The organism is Kitasatospora hibisci, assembly GCF_043950205.1.
GTDB lineage: Bacteria > Actinomycetota > Actinomycetes > Streptomycetales > Streptomycetaceae > Kitasatospora > Kitasatospora hibisci.
Genome location: NZ_CP171642.1, coordinates 2,810,375 through 2,825,903, shown reverse-complemented (window position 1 = coordinate 2,825,903; position 15,529 = coordinate 2,810,375). Strand labels below are relative to the sequence as shown.

Genomic DNA, 15,529 nt, shown 5'->3' with positions numbered 1-15,529 from the left:
CTGGTGTCCGGATGTCCAGGGGAATTTCGGGTATTCCGGGATTCTCACCCCTGCGGGTGACAGAGGTTATCCACAGGCCTGAGTTGTCCACAGGAAAGAACGATCCCCTGGCCCGGCCCCGGGCTGCGCGGCAACCTCCCCGGCGGAGGTGGTCACCGTGCAGGACACCAAACGCAGCACGTGCGGCACACGCACCGTGCGAAAGAAGACCGAGTCGCCGAAGGCCCGCCCGGGCCGGCCTGCGAGCCCGGTCGCACCGGATCCGGTTCTGCCGGACCTGGTCGTGCCGGACGAGCTTCTGGCGGACCCGGGCGGGGCCGGTCCGCACCTTCCCGCGCCCGACCTGCCGGTTCCCCACGAGCGCACCGGCGTCCGGGATCGGCCGGGCGTCCCGGCCCGACCCTGCGTCCGGGCCGTCCGGCCCGGCGCCGCGGGGCGGAGCTCGAACAACGGCCTCGGCCGCTACGGGGAGCGTGTCGCCGCCCGCCAGCTGGCCGAGAGCGGGCTCCGGATCCTGGACCGGAACTGGCGCTGCGTCGAGGGCGAGCTCGACATCGTCGCCCTCGACGGGGACACCCTCGCCGTCTGCGAGGTGAAGACCCGTTCCGAGCGGGGCTTCCAGCAGCCCGGCGAGGCGATCGGCCGGGCCAAGGCCGCCAGGCTGCAGCGGCTGGCGGAGCGCTGGATGGCCGAGCGCTGGCCCGGCCACTTCGCCGAGCTCGTCGGGACCGGCCACCAGCGGTCGCCCGCCGATCCGCAGCGGCCGCCCGTTCCGCCCGGTGGCGTCCGGATCGACCTCGTGGCCGTCGTGAACCGGACGCGGGGCGCCGCCTCGGTCGAACACCTGCGGGGGGTGGTCTGAGATGGCCTTCGCCCGCACCTGCTCGGTCGCCCTGGTCGGTGTCGACGGCGTGATCGTCGAGGTCCAGGCCGACCTCGAACCGGGCGTCGCCGCGTTCACCCTGGTCGGCCTGCCCGACAAGGCGCTGTCCGAGGCCCGCGACCGGGTGCGCGCGGCCGTCGTCAACAGCGGCGAGGCGTGGCCGCAGCGGAAGCTGACGGTCGGGCTCAGCCCGGCCTCGGTGCCCAAGAGCGGCAGCGGCTTCGACCTCGCCGTCGCCTGCGCGGTGCTCGCGGCCGCCGAACGGCTGGACCCGTCGTCCATCGCCGACCTGCTGATCATCGGTGAGCTGGGGCTGGACGGACGGGTGCGTCCGGTGCGCGGCGTGCTCCCCTCGGTACTGGCCGCGGCGGACGCCGGCTACCAGCGGGTCGTGGTGGCCGAGCAGACCGCTGCCGAGGCCTCACTGGTCCCCGGGGTCACCGTGATCGGCGTGCGCAGCCTGCGCCAGCTGGTCGCCGTCCTCACCGGAATGCCGGAGCCGGAGGAGCCACCGGACCCGATCGGCGGCCGCCCCGATCCACTGATGGCCGGCCTGATGCTGCCCACCGCCGGGGTTCGCGGTCTGCCGGACGACAAGGCGGCCCGCCTCGACCTGGCCGACGTGGCCGGCCAGTACGAGGCCCGCCGGGCACTGGAGATCGCCGCCGCCGGCGGCCACCACCTCTATCTCAAGGGGCCGCCCGGCGCGGGGAAGACCATGCTGGCCGAGCGGCTCCCGGCACTGCTGCCGCCGCTCACCCAGAAGGAGGCGCTGGAGGTGACCGCCGTGCACTCCGTGGCGGGCCTGCTCCCCGCCGGGCGACCGCTGATCGACAGCCCGCCCTACTGCGCCCCGCACCACTCCACCACCATGCCGGCCATCGTCGGCGGCGGCAGTGGCCTGCCCCGGCCGGGCGCGGTCTCGTTGGCGCACCGCGGGGTGCTCTTCCTCGACGAAGCACCCGAGTTCCCCGTCCGGGTGCTCGACGCGTTGCGCCAGCCGCTGGAGTCGGGCGAGGTGGTGATCGCCCGATCGGCCGGATCGCTCCGGCTCCCGGCCAGGTTCCTGCTCTGCCTGGCGGCGAATCCGTGCCCGTGCGGGCGCCACTCGCGGCGGGGCGAGGGCTGCGAGTGCACCCCGGCGATGGTCGGCCGGTACCAGGGGAGGTTGTCCGGGCCGCTGCTCGACCGGGTCGACCTCCAGGTCCAGGTGGCCCCGGTCACCCGGGCCGAACTGATGGAGCGGGACAGCACGGCGGAGAGCACCGAGACCGTCGCGGCGCGGGTGCTGGCGGCGCGGGAGCGCGCGGCGGCCCGGTTGGCCAACACGCCGTGGCGGACCAACGCGGAGGTTCCCGGCCATGAACTGCGCACCCGCTGGCAGCTCACGCCCGGGGCGCTCGACGACGCCGCGCGCCAACTGGAGCGCGGCCTGCTGACCGCCCGCGGCCTGGACCGGGTGCTCCGGGTCGCGTGGACGGTCGCCGATCTCGCCGGGCACGACCGACCGGACCAGCGGGACGTCCGGACGGCCCTGGTGCTGCGCACCGGCGTGGAGCAGGGGATGCCGCTGCCCGAGGGCTCCATCTCCCGGTTCGGCACGCCCGGCCGATTGGGCGGAGGTGAACCGCGGACGGACCAGCCCGGGACCGCGAAACGGACGCAGTCGCGTACCCGGCGTTCCGCGGCCGCGACGGCGTCCGGTGCGATGGCCGACCAGCCGTCCGAAGGCGAAGGCGAAGGGGACGAGGCATGAGCCGGACGTTGAACCTCCCTCAGGGCCCCGCCGAGGGCGCCCCGGGCGACGGGGACGGTTCCGGGGCCGCTGCCGGCCGGGAGACCGAGCGGCGGGCCAGGGCGGTGCTGACCAGGCTCACCGAACCGGGTGACGCCGTGGTGGGCCGCTGGCTGGCAGAGCTACCCGCCGCCGACGTGGTCCGGACGATCCGGGACGGCACCGTACCCGACCACCCGGGTCCGGACGCGAGCCGGCTGGCCGCCTACCGGGCCAGGCTGGTCGACGTCGATCCGGCCGCCGATCTGGAGCGGGTGCGAACCGCCGGCGGGCGGTTCATCATTCCGGGCGACACCGAGTGGCCGAGCCAGCTGGACGACCTGGGGGACGGGCGTCCGATCGGACTCTGGGTGGCGGGAACGGGCTCGCTGCGCCTGCTCGCCCTCCGCTCGGTGGCGGTCGTCGGGGCGCGGGCCTGCACCGCTTACGGCGCGCACGTGGCTGGGGAGCTCTCCGCCCAGCTCGCCGAACGGGGCTGGGTGGTGACGTCCGGCGCGGCCTACGGGATCGACGCCTGCGCGCACCGGGGCGCGTTGGCCGTGGGCGGCATGACCATCGGCGTCCTGGCCTGTGGGGTGGACGTGGCCTACCCCCGCGGCAACACCGAGCTGATCCGGCGGATCGCCGGCCAGGGCCTGCTGGTGAGCGAACTTCCGCCGGGCGAGCACCCGACGAGGTTCCGGTTCGTACTGCGCAACCGAGTCATCGCCGCCCTCACCCGGGGCACCGTGGTGGTGGAGGCGGCGCTGCGCAGTGGCGCGCTCAGTACGGCCAGACGTGCCCGAGACCTCAACCGGCACACCATGGGCGTCGCGGGTCCGGTGACCTCGGACCTCTCCGCCGGAGTGCACGCCCTGATCCGCAGTGGCGGCGCAGGACTGGTCACCGATGCGGCCGAGGTGGTCGAGCTGATCGGGGCGATCGGTGACGATCTGGCGCCGCAGCGAAGCGGGCCGGTGGTGCCCAGGGACCTGCTGGAGCCGGCGGTCGCCCGGGTGCTGGAGGCTGTGCCGGCCACGGCGGAGGGTGCACCCGTGGAGCGGTTGGCCCGTCAGTCCGGCCTGCCGCCGGACGAAGTGCTCCATCGGCTCTACGAGTTGGGATCGCTCGGCTTCGTCGAACGGCACGGCGCGCACTGGCGGTTGGTGCGGCGGAGAGGGGGCGGTTGAGCGGAGGCGGAAGGCGGCGTGCGGCCCGGCCCGTGCTCCCGTGCCCGGATCCGGTGACACGAACGCCACCGGATCGGGGGACGACCGAGTGGCGGTAGCACAATGCAGCGACTCGGTCACGCTACGCTCGCCATGCCTTCCCTATCAGCACATGACTCGGCAGAACGGCGCAGACCAACGCATGCCCAGACACATTCCCGGACACAGAGTGACCGGTGGCGCCCGGTCCTCGGGAGGGCCGCGGACCGAGCGGCGCCCCGTGACCGAGTTCCCGCCCAAGGCGACGGGTGCGATGGGGGGCCTGACGCGGCAGGGTGGTGGCCGGCCGGCCCCGAACGGGGAGCGCACCGGGTGGCCGGACGAGCAGGGTGCGCAGGAGCCCACCGGCCAGTCGGCCGCTCCGGGCCAGCCGGTTCCCGTCACCGGGTCACCTGTCGTCCCGGGCCCGGCGGGGGGCGTCCCGGGCCCGGAGGCAGGCGCCCCCGGCCCGGCCACGGCGGCCGCCGAAACGCCTGCTCCCCGGCGGGGGCCGGCCGGTCACGAACGCACGGCGCTGGAAGCGCTCTGGCGCTCCTACAAGGAGACGGGTGATCAGCGGCTGCGGGAGCAGCTGATCCTGCACTACTCCCCGCTCGTCAAGTACGTGGCGGGCCGCGTCGGGGTCGGCCTGCCGTCCAACGTCGAGCAGGCCGACTTCGTCTCCTCCGGCGTCTTCGGCCTGATCGACGCGATCGAGAAGTTCGACATCGACCGGGCCATCAAGTTCGAGACGTACGCCATCAGCCGGATCCGCGGTGCGATCATCGACGAGCTGCGGGCGCTGGACTGGATCCCGCGCTCGGTGCGGCAGAAGGCCAAGGCGGTCGAGCGCACCTACGCGACGCTGGAGGCCCGACTGCGCCGGACGCCGCACGAACCCGAGGTCGCGGCGGAGATGGGCATCGCGATCGAGGACCTGCACGCCATCTTCAGCCAGCTCTCGCTCGCCAATGTGGTGGCGCTGGACGAACTGCTGCACCCGGTCGGCGGCGACGGGGACCGGCTGAGTCTGATGGACACCCTGGAGGACCACGGCGCGGACAACCCCGTCGAGGTGGCCGAGGACAGGGAGCTGCGCCGGTTGCTCGCCCAGGCCGTCAACACGCTCCCGGAGCGGGAGAAGACGGTGGTGACGCTCTACTACTACGAGGGGCTGACCCTCGCCGAGATCGGACAGGTCCTCGGGGTGACGGAGAGCCGGGTGAGCCAGATCCACACCAAGTCGGTCCTCCAACTGCGCGCCAAGCTGTCGGACATCCGGTAGCCCCTCGGCGGCACCACCGACGGGCCGAGTCGTGCGCTTTTCGTGCGGTGCCGTGTCCAGCGGGTGTAGGGCTCCGTAGAGTGAGAGGGTGCCGAAGATCCGTGCGGCCACCTTGGCCGAGCACCGCCAGCAGCAGCGGGCTGCCCTACTCGATGCTGCCCGCAGTCTCCTCACCGCGGGAGGCATGGAGGCCCTGACCTTTCCCGCGCTCGCGGCACGCACCGGACTGGCCCGCTCCTCGGTCTACGAGTACTTCCGTTCCCGCGCCGCCGTGGTCGAGGCGCTGTGCGAGGTCGACTTCCCGCTCTGGGCGGCCGAGATCGAGGCCGGGATGGAAAGCTGTGACACCGCGGTCGACCGGATCGACGCGTACGTCCGGGGGCAGCTCGCACTGGCCGGGGATCCGCGGCACCGGGCGGTGATGGCGATCTCGGCGCTGGAGCTGGACGAGGCGGCGCGCGAACGCATCCGGACCGCACACGGCAAGCTGGTCGGGCTCGTCGTCCAGGCCCTGGAAGACCTCGGGCACGCGAGTCCGCGGCTGGCGGCGGCGCTGCTCCAGGGGATCGTGGAGGCCGCGGTGCGGCAGGCCGAGCAGAGCGCCGCAGGCGGCTGCGCCGAGAGCCCCGGCGCCATTGCGGACGCGGCCGTCGCCCTCGCCCTGCGCGGCCTCGACCGGCGCTGACGTGGTCGGTGCGCTGACGCGGTCAGTACGCTCACACGGTCGGCGTGCCTCCGAGCCTGCCCGACCGGCCCGCTCCGGGCCGGCTCAACCGGCGTGCCCGAGCGGGAGCAGCCGCGAGGCACCGGCCCCGAACAGGGCCGGCGGGTCGAGGTAGCGATCGCCGCGCAGCAGGCCCCAGTGCAGGCAGTCGTTGCCGCCGCAGTGGCCGGTGCCGGTGCTGCCCGCGACGTGTCCGATCACCTGACCGGCTGCGACCGTGGTGCCCACCGGGACGGCACCGGTGACCGGCAGGTAGGTGGTCCGCAGGGGTGGAGTGCCGGAGGCCGGGTGGATGACGGTGACCACCGGTCGGCCGGCCACCGGACCGGAGTACGAGACCACTCCGGGTGCCGCAGCACGGACGGCCGAGCCGGGTGCGGCAGCCAGGTCGACGCCCCGGTGGCCGGCCGCCCACGGCTTCGGCGGGGCCTCGAACCGGGCGAGCACGCCCTCCGGCCCACCCGCCGGCCACGCCCGCCCGGGATCGGTTCCGGCCGTGGACCCGTGAGCGCCCCCGCCTGCGGTGCCCCCGCCGTCCGCGCCACTGCCCGAGCCGCCCGAGCCGCCCGAGCGGCCCGCGCGGCCGGCCGCGTGACTCGCCGGCCCCGGTGCACCGGCCGGCAACGACGTCAGAAGCAGCGCCGCGAGCACCACCAGCACCGGCCTCCGGCACCGAAGCCGAAGCCGAACCCGGGCCCGAAGCCGAGCCCGAACCCGGGCCCGAACCCGGGCCCGAAGCCGAGCCCGAGCCCGAGCCCGAACCCGGAGCCAGCGCCAGGGCCGAACCCGGAACGGAAGCCGGAGCACAGGAGCCGAACCGGCGCCCCCGACAGCAGTAGTCACGCGGACAGCACTCATACGGCCGAGGCTTCCGGTGGTCGGCCGCCCCCACCAGCCCGCCCCCGATTCCTGTGGACAATCCGGGCCCTGTGGACAAAGGGGGTCCCCCGCAGGACGTCGCTTCCACCCCCACGATTGCCGCCGTCACTCCCGAGGGTGTACAGCCCTGGGGATGTGCAGCGCCCGCGCTGCCCCACCCGCACGCTCGCACCGGCCGTCGACCCCACACGCCAGCCCCGCCCCACCTCCGCCCCACCTCCGCCCCCCTCCGCCCCGCCCCCGAGCCCGTTGGAGTCGCCCGGCGCTCGGCGCTTCCCGTACACTTCACACGCGACCCGGTCCGCCGGGTCGACTTCGCACGCCCCGCCACCGGTGGACGGATGCGGCTCGGCCGCCGCCCCCGCCAGGTGCGAGTGCCGCTCGGTCCGCCGAGCCCGACCGGTCCCCGGACCGCTCGGGTGGAAGCGGCTCGGCACGTTCGGGGCGTCAGGCGTGGCTGTCACCTGGCCGCCACGGACAAAACCGAGCCTGACCCGGCCGTTCGCAGACGCCCGAGCGGGAGCGCCGCCGTGCGCACCGTGACGACGACTGCGCGAGATCCGGGCGCAACACCTGAGGAGCACGGCTATGGCCGTCGTCACGATGCGGGAGCTGCTGGAGAGCGGCGTCCACTTCGGTCACCAGACCCGCCGCTGGAACCCGAAGATGAAGCGCTTCATCATCACCGAGCGCAACGGCATCTACATCATCGACCTCCTGCAGTCGCTGAACTACATCGACCGCGCCTTCGAGTTCATCAAGGAGACCGTTGCCCACGGCGGCAGCGTCCTCTTCGTCGGCACGAAGAAGCAGGCCCAGGAGGCCATCGCCGAGCAGGCCACCCGCGTGGGCATGCCCTACGTGAACCAGCGCTGGCTCGGCGGCATGCTGACCAACTTCTCGACCGTCTACAAGCGCCTGCAGCGCCTCAAGGAGCTCGGCGAGCTGGACTTCTCGGACGTGGCCGGTTCCGGCCTCACCAAGAAGGAGCTCCTGGTCCTGCAGCGCGAGCACGACAAGCTGGAGAAGACCCTCGGCGGTATCCGCGACATGCAGCGCGTTCCCAGCGCCGTCTGGATCGTGGACACCAAGAAGGAGCACATCGCGGTCGGCGAGGCCCGGAAGCTCAACATCCCGGTCGTCGCCATCCTCGACACCAACTGCGACCCCGACGAGGTCGACTACAAGATCCCGGGCAACGACGACGCGATCCGCTCCGTCACCCTGCTGACCCGTGTGATCGCCGACGCCGTCGCCGAGGGCCTCAAGGCCCGCGCGGGTGTCGCCAAGGGCGACGCGAAGGCCGAGCCGGGCGCCGACCAGCCGCTGGCCGACTGGGAGAAGGACCTCCTGGAGGGCGAGAAGAAGGCTGACGAGGCCCCCGCCGCCGCCGAGGCCCCCGCCGCCGAGGCTCCCGCCGCCGAGGCTCCGGCCGAGCAGGCCTGACGTACCAAGGGTGAGGGGCACCCGCCGGTACGACACCGGTAGGTGCCCCTCTCTCCCGCGCCGGGACCGAACCAGCGGTCCCGGCGCAACCCCACGCAGACACGCGAGACGCGAGAAGAGATTCACACCATGGCGAACTTCACCGCCGCGGACGTCAAGAAGCTCCGTGAGCTCACCGGCGCCGGCATGATGGACTGCAAGAAGGCCCTGGACGAGGCCGAGGGCGACGTCCAGAAGGCCGTCGAGCTCCTGCGCATCAAGGGCCAGAAGGGCGTTGCCAAGCGCGAGGGCCGCGACGCCTCCAACGGCGCCGTTGCCGCGCTGATCGCCGAGGACAAGAAGTCCGGCGTTCTGGTCGAGCTGAACTGCGAGACCGACTTCGTCGCCAAGGGTGACAACTTCGTCAAGGTCGCCGACGCGATCGCCGCGCACGTCGCGAAGACCGCCCCGGCCGACCTGGACGCCGCCCTGGCTTCCGAGATCGAGGCCGGCAAGACCGTCCAGCAGTTCGTCGACGAGGCCAACGCGACCCTGGGCGAGAAGATCGTCTTCCGTCGCTTCGCCCAGTTCGACGGTGACGGCTTCGTGGCGGTCTACCTGCACAAGACCAGCCCCGACCTGCCGCCGGCCGTCGGCGTCCTGGTCGAGCTGGACAAGGAGAACGCCGAGGTCGCCAAGGACGTCGCGCAGCACATCGCCGCCTTCGCCCCGAAGTACCTGTCCCGCGAGGACATCCCGGCCGAGGACCTTGAGAACGAGCGCCGCGTCGCCGAGGCCACCGCTCGCGAGGAGGGCAAGCCCGAGGCCGCCCTGCCGAAGATCGTCGAGGGTCGCGTCACCGGCTTCGTGAAGGAGAACTCCGTCCTGGAGCAGGCCTTCGCCAAGGACAACAAGAAGTCCGTCGCCAAGGTCCTCGAGGAGAACGGCGTCGCCCTCAAGCGCTTCGCCCGGTTCCGCGTCGGCGCCTGAGCCACGTTCCACCGGACTCCCGGCGCGCTTAGGCTGGGAACCGCCCCCGCCCGCTGACCAGGGCGGGAGGGACGCCGAACGGGCTCGCCCAGCGTCATCCGTCTGAGGGCGGGCCGCGTCGGCACCATGAACGACGAGGAGGCCATTGCCGTGCAGGACACCGTACCGGTTCCCGCGGCAGTGGCCTCCTCGCGTGTACGCGCAGGCCGGGAGACCCGCACACCCGCGCCTGTGAACCAGTAGGTGTAGAAGGAGAAGTCCATGCAGGAGACGCAGGAGACCGCGCTGGACCCGCAGGCCGGCTCGCGCCGCCGGGTGCTGCTGAAGCTGTCCGGTGAGGCCTTCGCCGGCGGCGGCGGACTCGGCGTCGACCCGGACGTCGTGCACGCGATCGCCCGTGAGATCGCCACGGTCGTCCGCGCCGGTACCGAGGTAGCCGTGGTCATCGGCGGCGGCAACTTCTTCCGTGGTGCGGAGCTGCAGGTCCGCGGCATGGACCGGGCCCGCTCCGACTACATGGGCATGCTCGGCACCGTGATGAACTGCCTCGCCCTCCAGGACTTCCTGGTCAAGGAAGGCATCGAGACCCGCGTCCAGACCGCCATCACCATGGGCCAGGTCGCCGAGCCCTACCTGCCCCTGCGGGCCGTCCGGCACCTGGAGAAGGGCCGTGTGGTGATCTTCGGCGCCGGTATGGGCATGCCGTACTTCTCCACCGACACCACGGCGGTCCAGCGTGCGCTGGAGATCCACGCCGACGTCCTGCTGATGGGCAAGAACGGCGTGGACGGCGTCTACGACTCGGACCCCCGGACCAACCCGGACGCGGTCAAGTTCGACGCGCTGGAGTACTCCGAGGTCATCGCGCGCGACCTCAAGGTCGCCGACCTCACCGCGATCACGCTCTGCAAGGACAACAACCTCCCGATGCTGGTCTTCGAGCTGCTGGCCGAGGGCAATATCGCGCGGGCGGTGAAGAGTGAGAAGATCGGCACACTCATCAGCCAGGATTCTGTCCGGGCCTGAGCAGCACACAGCCGTACGGGGCGGCGTCGGCACCGCGGTCGCCGGTCCCCGCAGCGTGACCGGCCTCGACGCCGCCATCGGTCGGGACAACAGCAGATGAACCGGACAGGGAGTACACAGTGATCGAAGAGACCCTCCTCGAGGCCGAGGAGAAGATGGAGAAGGCCGTCAACGTCGCCAAGGACGACCTGGCCGCCATCCGCACCGGCCGCGCCCACCCGGCGATGTTCGCCAAGATCGTGGCCGAGTACTACGGCGCCGTGACGCCGATCAACCAGCTGGCCTCCTTCTCCGTGCCGGAGCCGCGGATGGCGGTCGTCTCGCCGTTCGACAAGACCGCGCTGAAGGCCATCGAGCAGGCGATCCGCGACTCCGACCTGGGCGTCAACCCGTCCAACGACGGTTCCATCATCCGGGTGGTGCTCCCCGAGCTCACCGAGGAGCGCCGTCGCGAGTACATCAAGCTCGCCCGTAGCAAGGGCGAGGACGCCAAGGTCTCGATCCGCGCCGTGCGCCGCAAGGCCAAGGACGCCATCGACAAGCTGGTCAAGGACGGCGAGGTCGGCGAGGACGACGGCCGCCGCGCGGAGAAGGAGCTCGACGACACCACGGCGAAGTACGTGGCGACCGTCGACGAGCTGCTGAAGCACAAGGAAGCCGAGCTGCTCGAAGTCTGATGAACGACGCCCCTGACGCCCCTGGCTACTGGGGCCCATCCGACCAGCAGTACCAGCAGTACCGGCCGTACCAGCCCGCAGCGGAGCCGGGTGTTCCCGGCGCCGCTGCGGGTGACCCCGGCCACCGAACGGGTCACTCGCAGCAGCCTCCGGTGTCCTGGCGCGGCGACGCGGAGCAGACTCAGGTCATGCCTCCCGTACCGGCCGATCCCGGGCCCGACCCCGTCGAGGGGCCGGCCCGGGAGGCCGGGCGGCTGAGCGGCCCGCTGTTCCGGGACGAGCAGCCCGCGGCGGCGGTGCCGGGTGCGGCGGAGACGGTCGTGCTGCGCGCGATCGCCGACGACGCCGCGCCCACCCCCGGTCCCGGCGGTCAGCCGTACCCGGGGGCGTCGGCGTATCCCGCGCCGCCGCAGAACCACCCGGCGGCGGGGCAGCCCCACCCCGTGCCGTCGTTCCACCCAGGGCAGGAGACACCCGTGGCCCAGCCCGACCCGCAGCCGCAGCAGCAGCAGCGCAAGCAGCGCGGCGGTCGCAACCTCCAGGCCGCGATAGGCGTCGGGGTCGGCCTCGGCGCCGTGATCATCGCCTCGCTGTTCGTCGTCAAGGCGCTGTTCCTGGTCGTGGTGATGGCAGCGGTCTCGGTCGGCATCTGGGAGCTGACCAGCCGGCTGTCCGAGCGCAAGCAGATCAAGGCGCCGTTGGTCCCGCTGGTCGCGGGTGGCATCGCGATGATCGCCACCGGCTACTGGTCCGGCGTGCAGTGGGCGGCGGCCTCGCTGGCGCTGACCGGGCTCGCGGTGATGGTCTGGCGGATGGCCGAACCGCCGGAGAACTACCTCCGGGACATAACGGCGGGCGTGTTCACCGCCTTCTACGTGCCGTTCCTGGCCACTTTCGTCGCGATGATGCTGGCGGCGGACGACGGCGCGCAGCGCATCGTGCTCTTCCTGATCGTCACGATCTGCAGCGACACCGGCGCCTACGCCGTCGGCTACAAGTTCGGCAAGACCAAGCTGGCGCCCACGATCAGCCCGGGCAAGACCCGCGAGGGCCTGGCCGGCGGCATCGCGCTGTCGATGCTGGCGGGCGCATTGCTGATGCAGCTGATCATCGACGACGGCAGCTGGTGGCAGGGCCTGATCCTGGGGGGCTGCGCGGCGGTCACCGCCACCCTGGGCGACCTGGGCGAGTCGATGATCAAGCGCGACCTCGGCATCAAGGACATGGGCACGCTGCTGCCCGGCCACGGCGGGATCATGGACCGGCTGGACTCGCTCCTGCCGACCGCCCCGGTGGTCTGGCTGCTCCTGGCGGCCTTCGTCGGCAGCTAGCCGGACGGCACCCACGGCCTGCCCGGCCGCACACCCCGGCCGCACACCCCGGCCACACCTTCCGGCCGCGAGGGCCCCGGACGCCCAAGGCGGTCTCCCGGGGCCCTCGCGCTTGTCCGGCGAGCCCGCGCGGTCTGCGACACTGGATGGACCATGCCTAAGCCCGGAGAACTCACGTTTGTCGCGCCGCGCGGCGCCAAGCCCCCGCGACACCTCGCCGACCTCAGCCCCGCCGAGCGCAAGGAGGCCGTCGCCGAGCTGGGCGAGCAGCCGTTCCGCGCGAAGCAGCTCTCCAACCACTACTTCGGCCGGATGTCGAACGACCCGGCGAGCTGGACGGACATCCCCGCCGCCAGCCGGGAGAAGCTCACCGAGGGCCTGCTGCCCGAGCTGATGTCGGTGGTCCGGCACGTCTCGTGCGACGACGACACCACCCGCAAGACGCTCTGGAAGCTGTTCGACGGCACGCTCGTCGAGTCGGTGCTGATGCGCTATCCGGACCGGGTCACCATGTGCATCAGCTCGCAGGCCGGCTGCGGCATGAACTGTCCGTTCTGCGCGACCGGCCAGGCCGGTCTGACCCGCAACCTCTCCACCGCCGAGATCGTGGAGCAGATCGCCGCCGGCATGCGGGCGCTCAAGGGCGGCGAGATCCCGGGCGGCGAGGCCAGGCTCTCCAACGTGGTCTTCATGGGCATGGGCGAGCCGCTCGCCAACTACAACCGGGTGCTGGCCGCGATCCGCCGGCTGACCGACCCGGCGCCGGACGGCTTCGGCCTCTCCCAGCGAGGCATCACCGTCTCGACGGTCGGTCTCGTCCCGGCGATGAACCGGCTGGCGGACGAGGGGCTCTCCTGCCGCCTCGCGCTCTCCCTGCACGCACCGGACGACGAGCTGCGCGACGAGCTGGTGCCCGTGAACACCCGGTGGAAGGTCGCCGAGGTGCTCGACGCCGCGTGGAACTACGCGGAGAAGTCCGGCCGCCGCATCTCCATCGAGTACGCGCTGATCAAGGACATCAACGACCAGGCGTGGCGGGCGGACCTGCTCGGCCGCCTGATCAAGAACCACCGGGTGCACGTCAACCTGATCCCGCTGAACCCGACCCCGGGTTCGAAGTGGACGGCCTCCCGTCCCGAGGACGAGCGCGAGTTCGTCCGCCGGCTGCAGGCGCACGGCGTGCCGACCACCGTTCGGGACACTCGCGGCCAGGAGATCGACGGGGCCTGCGGCCAGCTCGCCGCTGCGGGCTGAGCCGACCGCGCCGCACCAGGGAGTGTCCCCGGGCCGCCACGCCCCGGCGTGGCGGCCTCAGTGCAGCCCGGCGGCCGCCAGGACGGCGGTCAGACCGCCGGTGACCAGCAGCACGGTGCCGACTGCCAGTACCCGCAGCGCGACCGCCCCGACCAGGAGCCGTGGCGCGGCGCCGAGCATCAGCAGCGCGTCGGCGACGTCCTGGCGGTCGGTGCGCAGCTCGGCGAGCCGGGAGACCACCGCGGCCGCCGTGCAGCCGAGCACCAGTCCGGCCTCCACGGCGGGCAGGGCGTCGGCACTGCCGGGTTCGCCGATCCAGTAGCGGATGGTGGTGAGTACCAGCGCGAGCGCGAGGGCGAGGACGGCCAGCGGAGGGCCGAGCCGACGGGCCTGGGCGGTCAAGCCCCTTCCGGCGAGCAGCCGCAGCGGGGTCGGCCGGCCGAGCGCGAGCAGCCGCCCGGCCCAGTAGAGCAGTGGGCCGGTCAGCATCGCGAGGCCGAGGGCGCACGCCGCCCAGCCGCCGAGAGCGGCCACGCTGGTCGTGCCGAGTCCGGCCGGCAGGTGGACCGGTCGGCCGTCGACGGCGGCGCCGGTGCGCAGCGCGATCAGCTCCAGCGCGAGGCCGCTCACGGCCAGGCCGACCGGCAGCGCGATCCGCAGCACACCGAAGCCGGTCCGGGTGGGCCGGCGGCGGCCGGGCAGGGTCTCGGCGAGCGGGACGGCCCCGGCGGCGGCGACGCCGGCGGTGAACGGCACCAGGGCGAGCAGGGCGACGGGGGCGGCGGCGGGCAGTGCGACGCCCATGCCGAGTTCGGGGGCGAGCGAGGGGCCGGCGATGTCGTTGCGCAGGACCAGGAAGAGCAGCAGGGTCAGCGCCGAGCCGAGGGTGCAGGCGAGCGCGACCTCGCCGGCGATCAGGGCGCGGATCCGGGCCGCGCCGGCCCCGGCGGTGGTGAGACCGGTGATCCGCTCGGGCCGTCGGGTGGGCACGGCGCGGGCGGCGACGGCGGCGAACCAGGCGACCGCGGCCAGCGGTGGCAGGCACCAGAGCAGGCGCGCGAGGGCGGCGGTGCCGTCGGCAGGGTCGCTCATCGCCCGGCCGAGGGCGCGCAGCAGGAAGGCGGCGACGACCGCGCCGGCCAGTGCGGTCAGCAGCCAGCGGCCGAGGTCGAGCACCCGGTAGCCCCGGGCGAGGCGGAGATAGAACACGTCGACTCTTTCAGCGGCGGGGCGGCGTCAGCGGCGCGTGGCCGACACGGCGGACGCCCCGGCGGCATCCGTCGAGGCGGCATCCGGCGAAGCGCTCCCCGTCGAGGCGGCATCCGGTGCGGCGGTCCCGGCCATCCCCGGTGTCGCGGTGGCGTGGCGCCGGACGGGCGCGGCGGGTGCGGCGAGCCGCCCGTCGACGAGGGCGACGGAGCGGTCGGCGTACCGGACGAGCTCGGGGTCGTGGGTCGCCAGGACGAGGGTGAGCTGGTGCGAGCGCGCCGCGCTGGTGAGTATCCGCAGCACCTGGTCGGCGGCCTCGCGGTGCAGCGGGGCGGTGGGGTCGTCGGCGAAGACGACCGGCGGCAGCGGGGCGAGCGCGCGGGCGACGGCGATCCGCTGCCGCTGGCTCTGGACCAGCCGGTCGGGCCGGATCCGGCCGACCTCGCCGACGTCGAGGCGTTCCAGCCACTCGTCGGCCGCGGTGTAGGCGGCCTTGTTGCCGGCGCCGGCGAGCAGCAGCGGCAGGGCGACGTTCTCGCGTGCCGTCAGCTCCGGCACCAGGTGCGGCTCGGAGCCGACGAAGCCGAAGCGATCGCGGCGCAGCCGCTCGCGTCCGGCCCGGCCGAGGGTGTGCACCGGGGCGCTGTTGAACCAGACCTCGCCGTCGTCGACCGGGAGGAGGGCGGAGAGGCAGCCGAGCAGTGTGCTCTTGCCGGAGCCGCGCGGTCCGGTGACGGCGAGGACCTCGCCCTCCCGGATGCCGAGCGAGATTCCGCGCAGGGCGGGGGTGCCGTGATGGGACTTGACGATCCCCCGGGCCCACAGCACGTCGTTGTCAGGCGGGGCCGCTGACATGAGGTTCCA

At 73.2% G+C, this 15,529-nt stretch carries 14 protein-coding genes; 11 read left to right on the top strand and 3 right to left on the bottom strand.

The genetic code is table 11. The annotated features are described in order from the left end of the window. Nucleotides 1–283: 283 nt before the first annotated feature. From ACF9IK_RS11960 to ACF9IK_RS11940, 5 genes are all read left to right on the top strand, one after another. A complete protein-coding gene (locus ACF9IK_RS11960; protein WP_395294214.1) occupies nucleotides 284–862 on the top strand; it encodes a YraN family protein in 579 nt (192 codons plus the stop codon). 1 nt (nucleotide 863) lies between these two features. Continuing rightward, nucleotides 864–2,639 (top strand): YifB family Mg chelatase-like AAA ATPase, encoded by a 1,776-nt coding sequence (locus tag ACF9IK_RS11955; RefSeq protein WP_395294213.1) that lies wholly within the window; start codon nucleotides 864–866, stop codon nucleotides 2,637–2,639. Further along, nucleotides 2,636–3,847: a DNA-processing protein DprA gene (gene dprA / locus ACF9IK_RS11950; protein WP_395294212.1), complete on the top strand. Its 1,212-nt coding sequence runs from the start codon at nucleotides 2,636–2,638 to the stop codon at nucleotides 3,845–3,847. Before ACF9IK_RS11955 ends, dprA begins: the two co-directional genes overlap by 4 nt. Before the next feature lie 292 nt (nucleotides 3,848–4,139). Next, a complete protein-coding gene (gene whiG, locus ACF9IK_RS11945; RefSeq protein ID WP_395294211.1) occupies nucleotides 4,140–5,150 on the top strand; it encodes an RNA polymerase sigma factor WhiG in 1,011 nt (336 codons plus the stop codon). A 112-nt stretch (nucleotides 5,151–5,262) separates the two neighbouring features. Next, the gene (locus ACF9IK_RS11940; protein WP_395298548.1) at nucleotides 5,263–5,835 is read left to right on the top strand and encodes a TetR/AcrR family transcriptional regulator; all 573 of its coding nucleotides are present in this window, start codon (nucleotides 5,263–5,265) and stop codon (nucleotides 5,833–5,835) included. Nucleotides 5,836–5,919: 84 nt separating this feature from the next. Here the strand turns inward: ACF9IK_RS11940 and ACF9IK_RS11935 are convergent, their stop codons facing one another. Then, a complete protein-coding gene (locus ACF9IK_RS11935; protein WP_395294210.1) occupies nucleotides 5,920–6,321 on the bottom strand; it encodes a murein hydrolase activator EnvC family protein in 402 nt (133 codons plus the stop codon). 1,020 nt (nucleotides 6,322–7,341) lie between these two features. Here ACF9IK_RS11935 and rpsB point away from each other — a divergent pair. From rpsB to rlmN, 6 genes are all read left to right on the top strand, one after another. Beyond that, nucleotides 7,342–8,199 (top strand): 30S ribosomal protein S2, encoded by an 858-nt coding sequence (rpsB, locus tag ACF9IK_RS11930; RefSeq protein WP_395294209.1) that lies wholly within the window; start codon nucleotides 7,342–7,344, stop codon nucleotides 8,197–8,199. A 129-nt stretch (nucleotides 8,200–8,328) separates the two neighbouring features. Beyond that, nucleotides 8,329–9,168: a translation elongation factor Ts gene (gene tsf, locus ACF9IK_RS11925; protein ID WP_238864017.1), complete on the top strand. Its 840-nt coding sequence runs from the start codon at nucleotides 8,329–8,331 to the stop codon at nucleotides 9,166–9,168. Between the two features lie 261 nt (nucleotides 9,169–9,429). Further along, on the top strand, nucleotides 9,430–10,194 hold the full coding sequence (gene pyrH / locus ACF9IK_RS11920) for a UMP kinase (RefSeq protein ID WP_238864016.1): 765 nt from the start codon (nucleotides 9,430–9,432) through the stop codon (nucleotides 10,192–10,194). Nucleotides 10,195–10,313: 119 nt separating this feature from the next. After that, complete coding sequence (gene frr / locus ACF9IK_RS11915) at nucleotides 10,314–10,871, top strand: ribosome recycling factor (RefSeq protein ID WP_238864015.1); 558 nt, start codon at nucleotides 10,314–10,316, stop codon at nucleotides 10,869–10,871. 188 nt (nucleotides 10,872–11,059) lie between these two features. Then, nucleotides 11,060–12,202, top strand: a complete 1,143-nt coding sequence (locus tag ACF9IK_RS11910) for a phosphatidate cytidylyltransferase (RefSeq protein ID WP_428846367.1) — start codon at nucleotides 11,060–11,062, stop codon at nucleotides 12,200–12,202. Between the two features lie 153 nt (nucleotides 12,203–12,355). Further along, complete coding sequence (gene rlmN, locus ACF9IK_RS11905; protein WP_395294207.1) at nucleotides 12,356–13,456, top strand: 23S rRNA (adenine(2503)-C(2))-methyltransferase RlmN; 1,101 nt, start codon at nucleotides 12,356–12,358, stop codon at nucleotides 13,454–13,456. A gap of 57 nt (nucleotides 13,457–13,513) precedes the next feature. On the opposite strand, the gene ACF9IK_RS11900 is transcribed toward rlmN, so the two are convergent. Next, nucleotides 13,514–14,665, bottom strand: a complete 1,152-nt coding sequence (locus ACF9IK_RS11900) for a hypothetical protein (RefSeq protein WP_395294206.1) — start codon at nucleotides 14,663–14,665, stop codon at nucleotides 13,514–13,516. A gap of 27 nt (nucleotides 14,666–14,692) precedes the next feature. Next, a complete protein-coding gene (locus ACF9IK_RS11895; protein ID WP_395294205.1) occupies nucleotides 14,693–15,520 on the bottom strand; it encodes an ABC transporter ATP-binding protein in 828 nt (275 codons plus the stop codon). Nucleotides 15,521–15,529 lie beyond the last annotated feature (9 nt).

Bases quoted from the DNA above. Each gene is read 5' to 3' on its own strand.
- ACF9IK_RS11955 (WP_395294213.1), top strand. From the start codon at position 864: ATGGCCTTCGCCCGCACCTGCTCGGTCGCCCTGGTCGGTGTCGACGGC.
- dprA (WP_395294212.1), top strand. From the start codon at position 2,636: ATGAGCCGGACGTTGAACCTCCCTCAGGGCCCCGCCGAGGGCGCCCCG.
- whiG (WP_395294211.1), top strand. From the start codon at position 4,140: ATGGGGGGCCTGACGCGGCAGGGTGGTGGCCGGCCGGCCCCGAACGGG.
- rpsB (WP_395294209.1), top strand. From the start codon at position 7,342: ATGGCCGTCGTCACGATGCGGGAGCTGCTGGAGAGCGGCGTCCACTTC.
- tsf (WP_238864017.1), top strand. From the start codon at position 8,329: ATGGCGAACTTCACCGCCGCGGACGTCAAGAAGCTCCGTGAGCTCACC.
- pyrH (WP_238864016.1), top strand. From the start codon at position 9,430: ATGCAGGAGACGCAGGAGACCGCGCTGGACCCGCAGGCCGGCTCGCGC.
- ACF9IK_RS11910 (WP_428846367.1), top strand. From the start codon at position 11,060: ATGCCTCCCGTACCGGCCGATCCCGGGCCCGACCCCGTCGAGGGGCCG.
- rlmN (WP_395294207.1), top strand. From the start codon at position 12,356: ATGCCTAAGCCCGGAGAACTCACGTTTGTCGCGCCGCGCGGCGCCAAG.
- ACF9IK_RS11895 (WP_395294205.1), bottom strand. From the start codon at position 15,520: ATGTCAGCGGCCCCGCCTGACAACGACGTGCTGTGGGCCCGGGGGATC.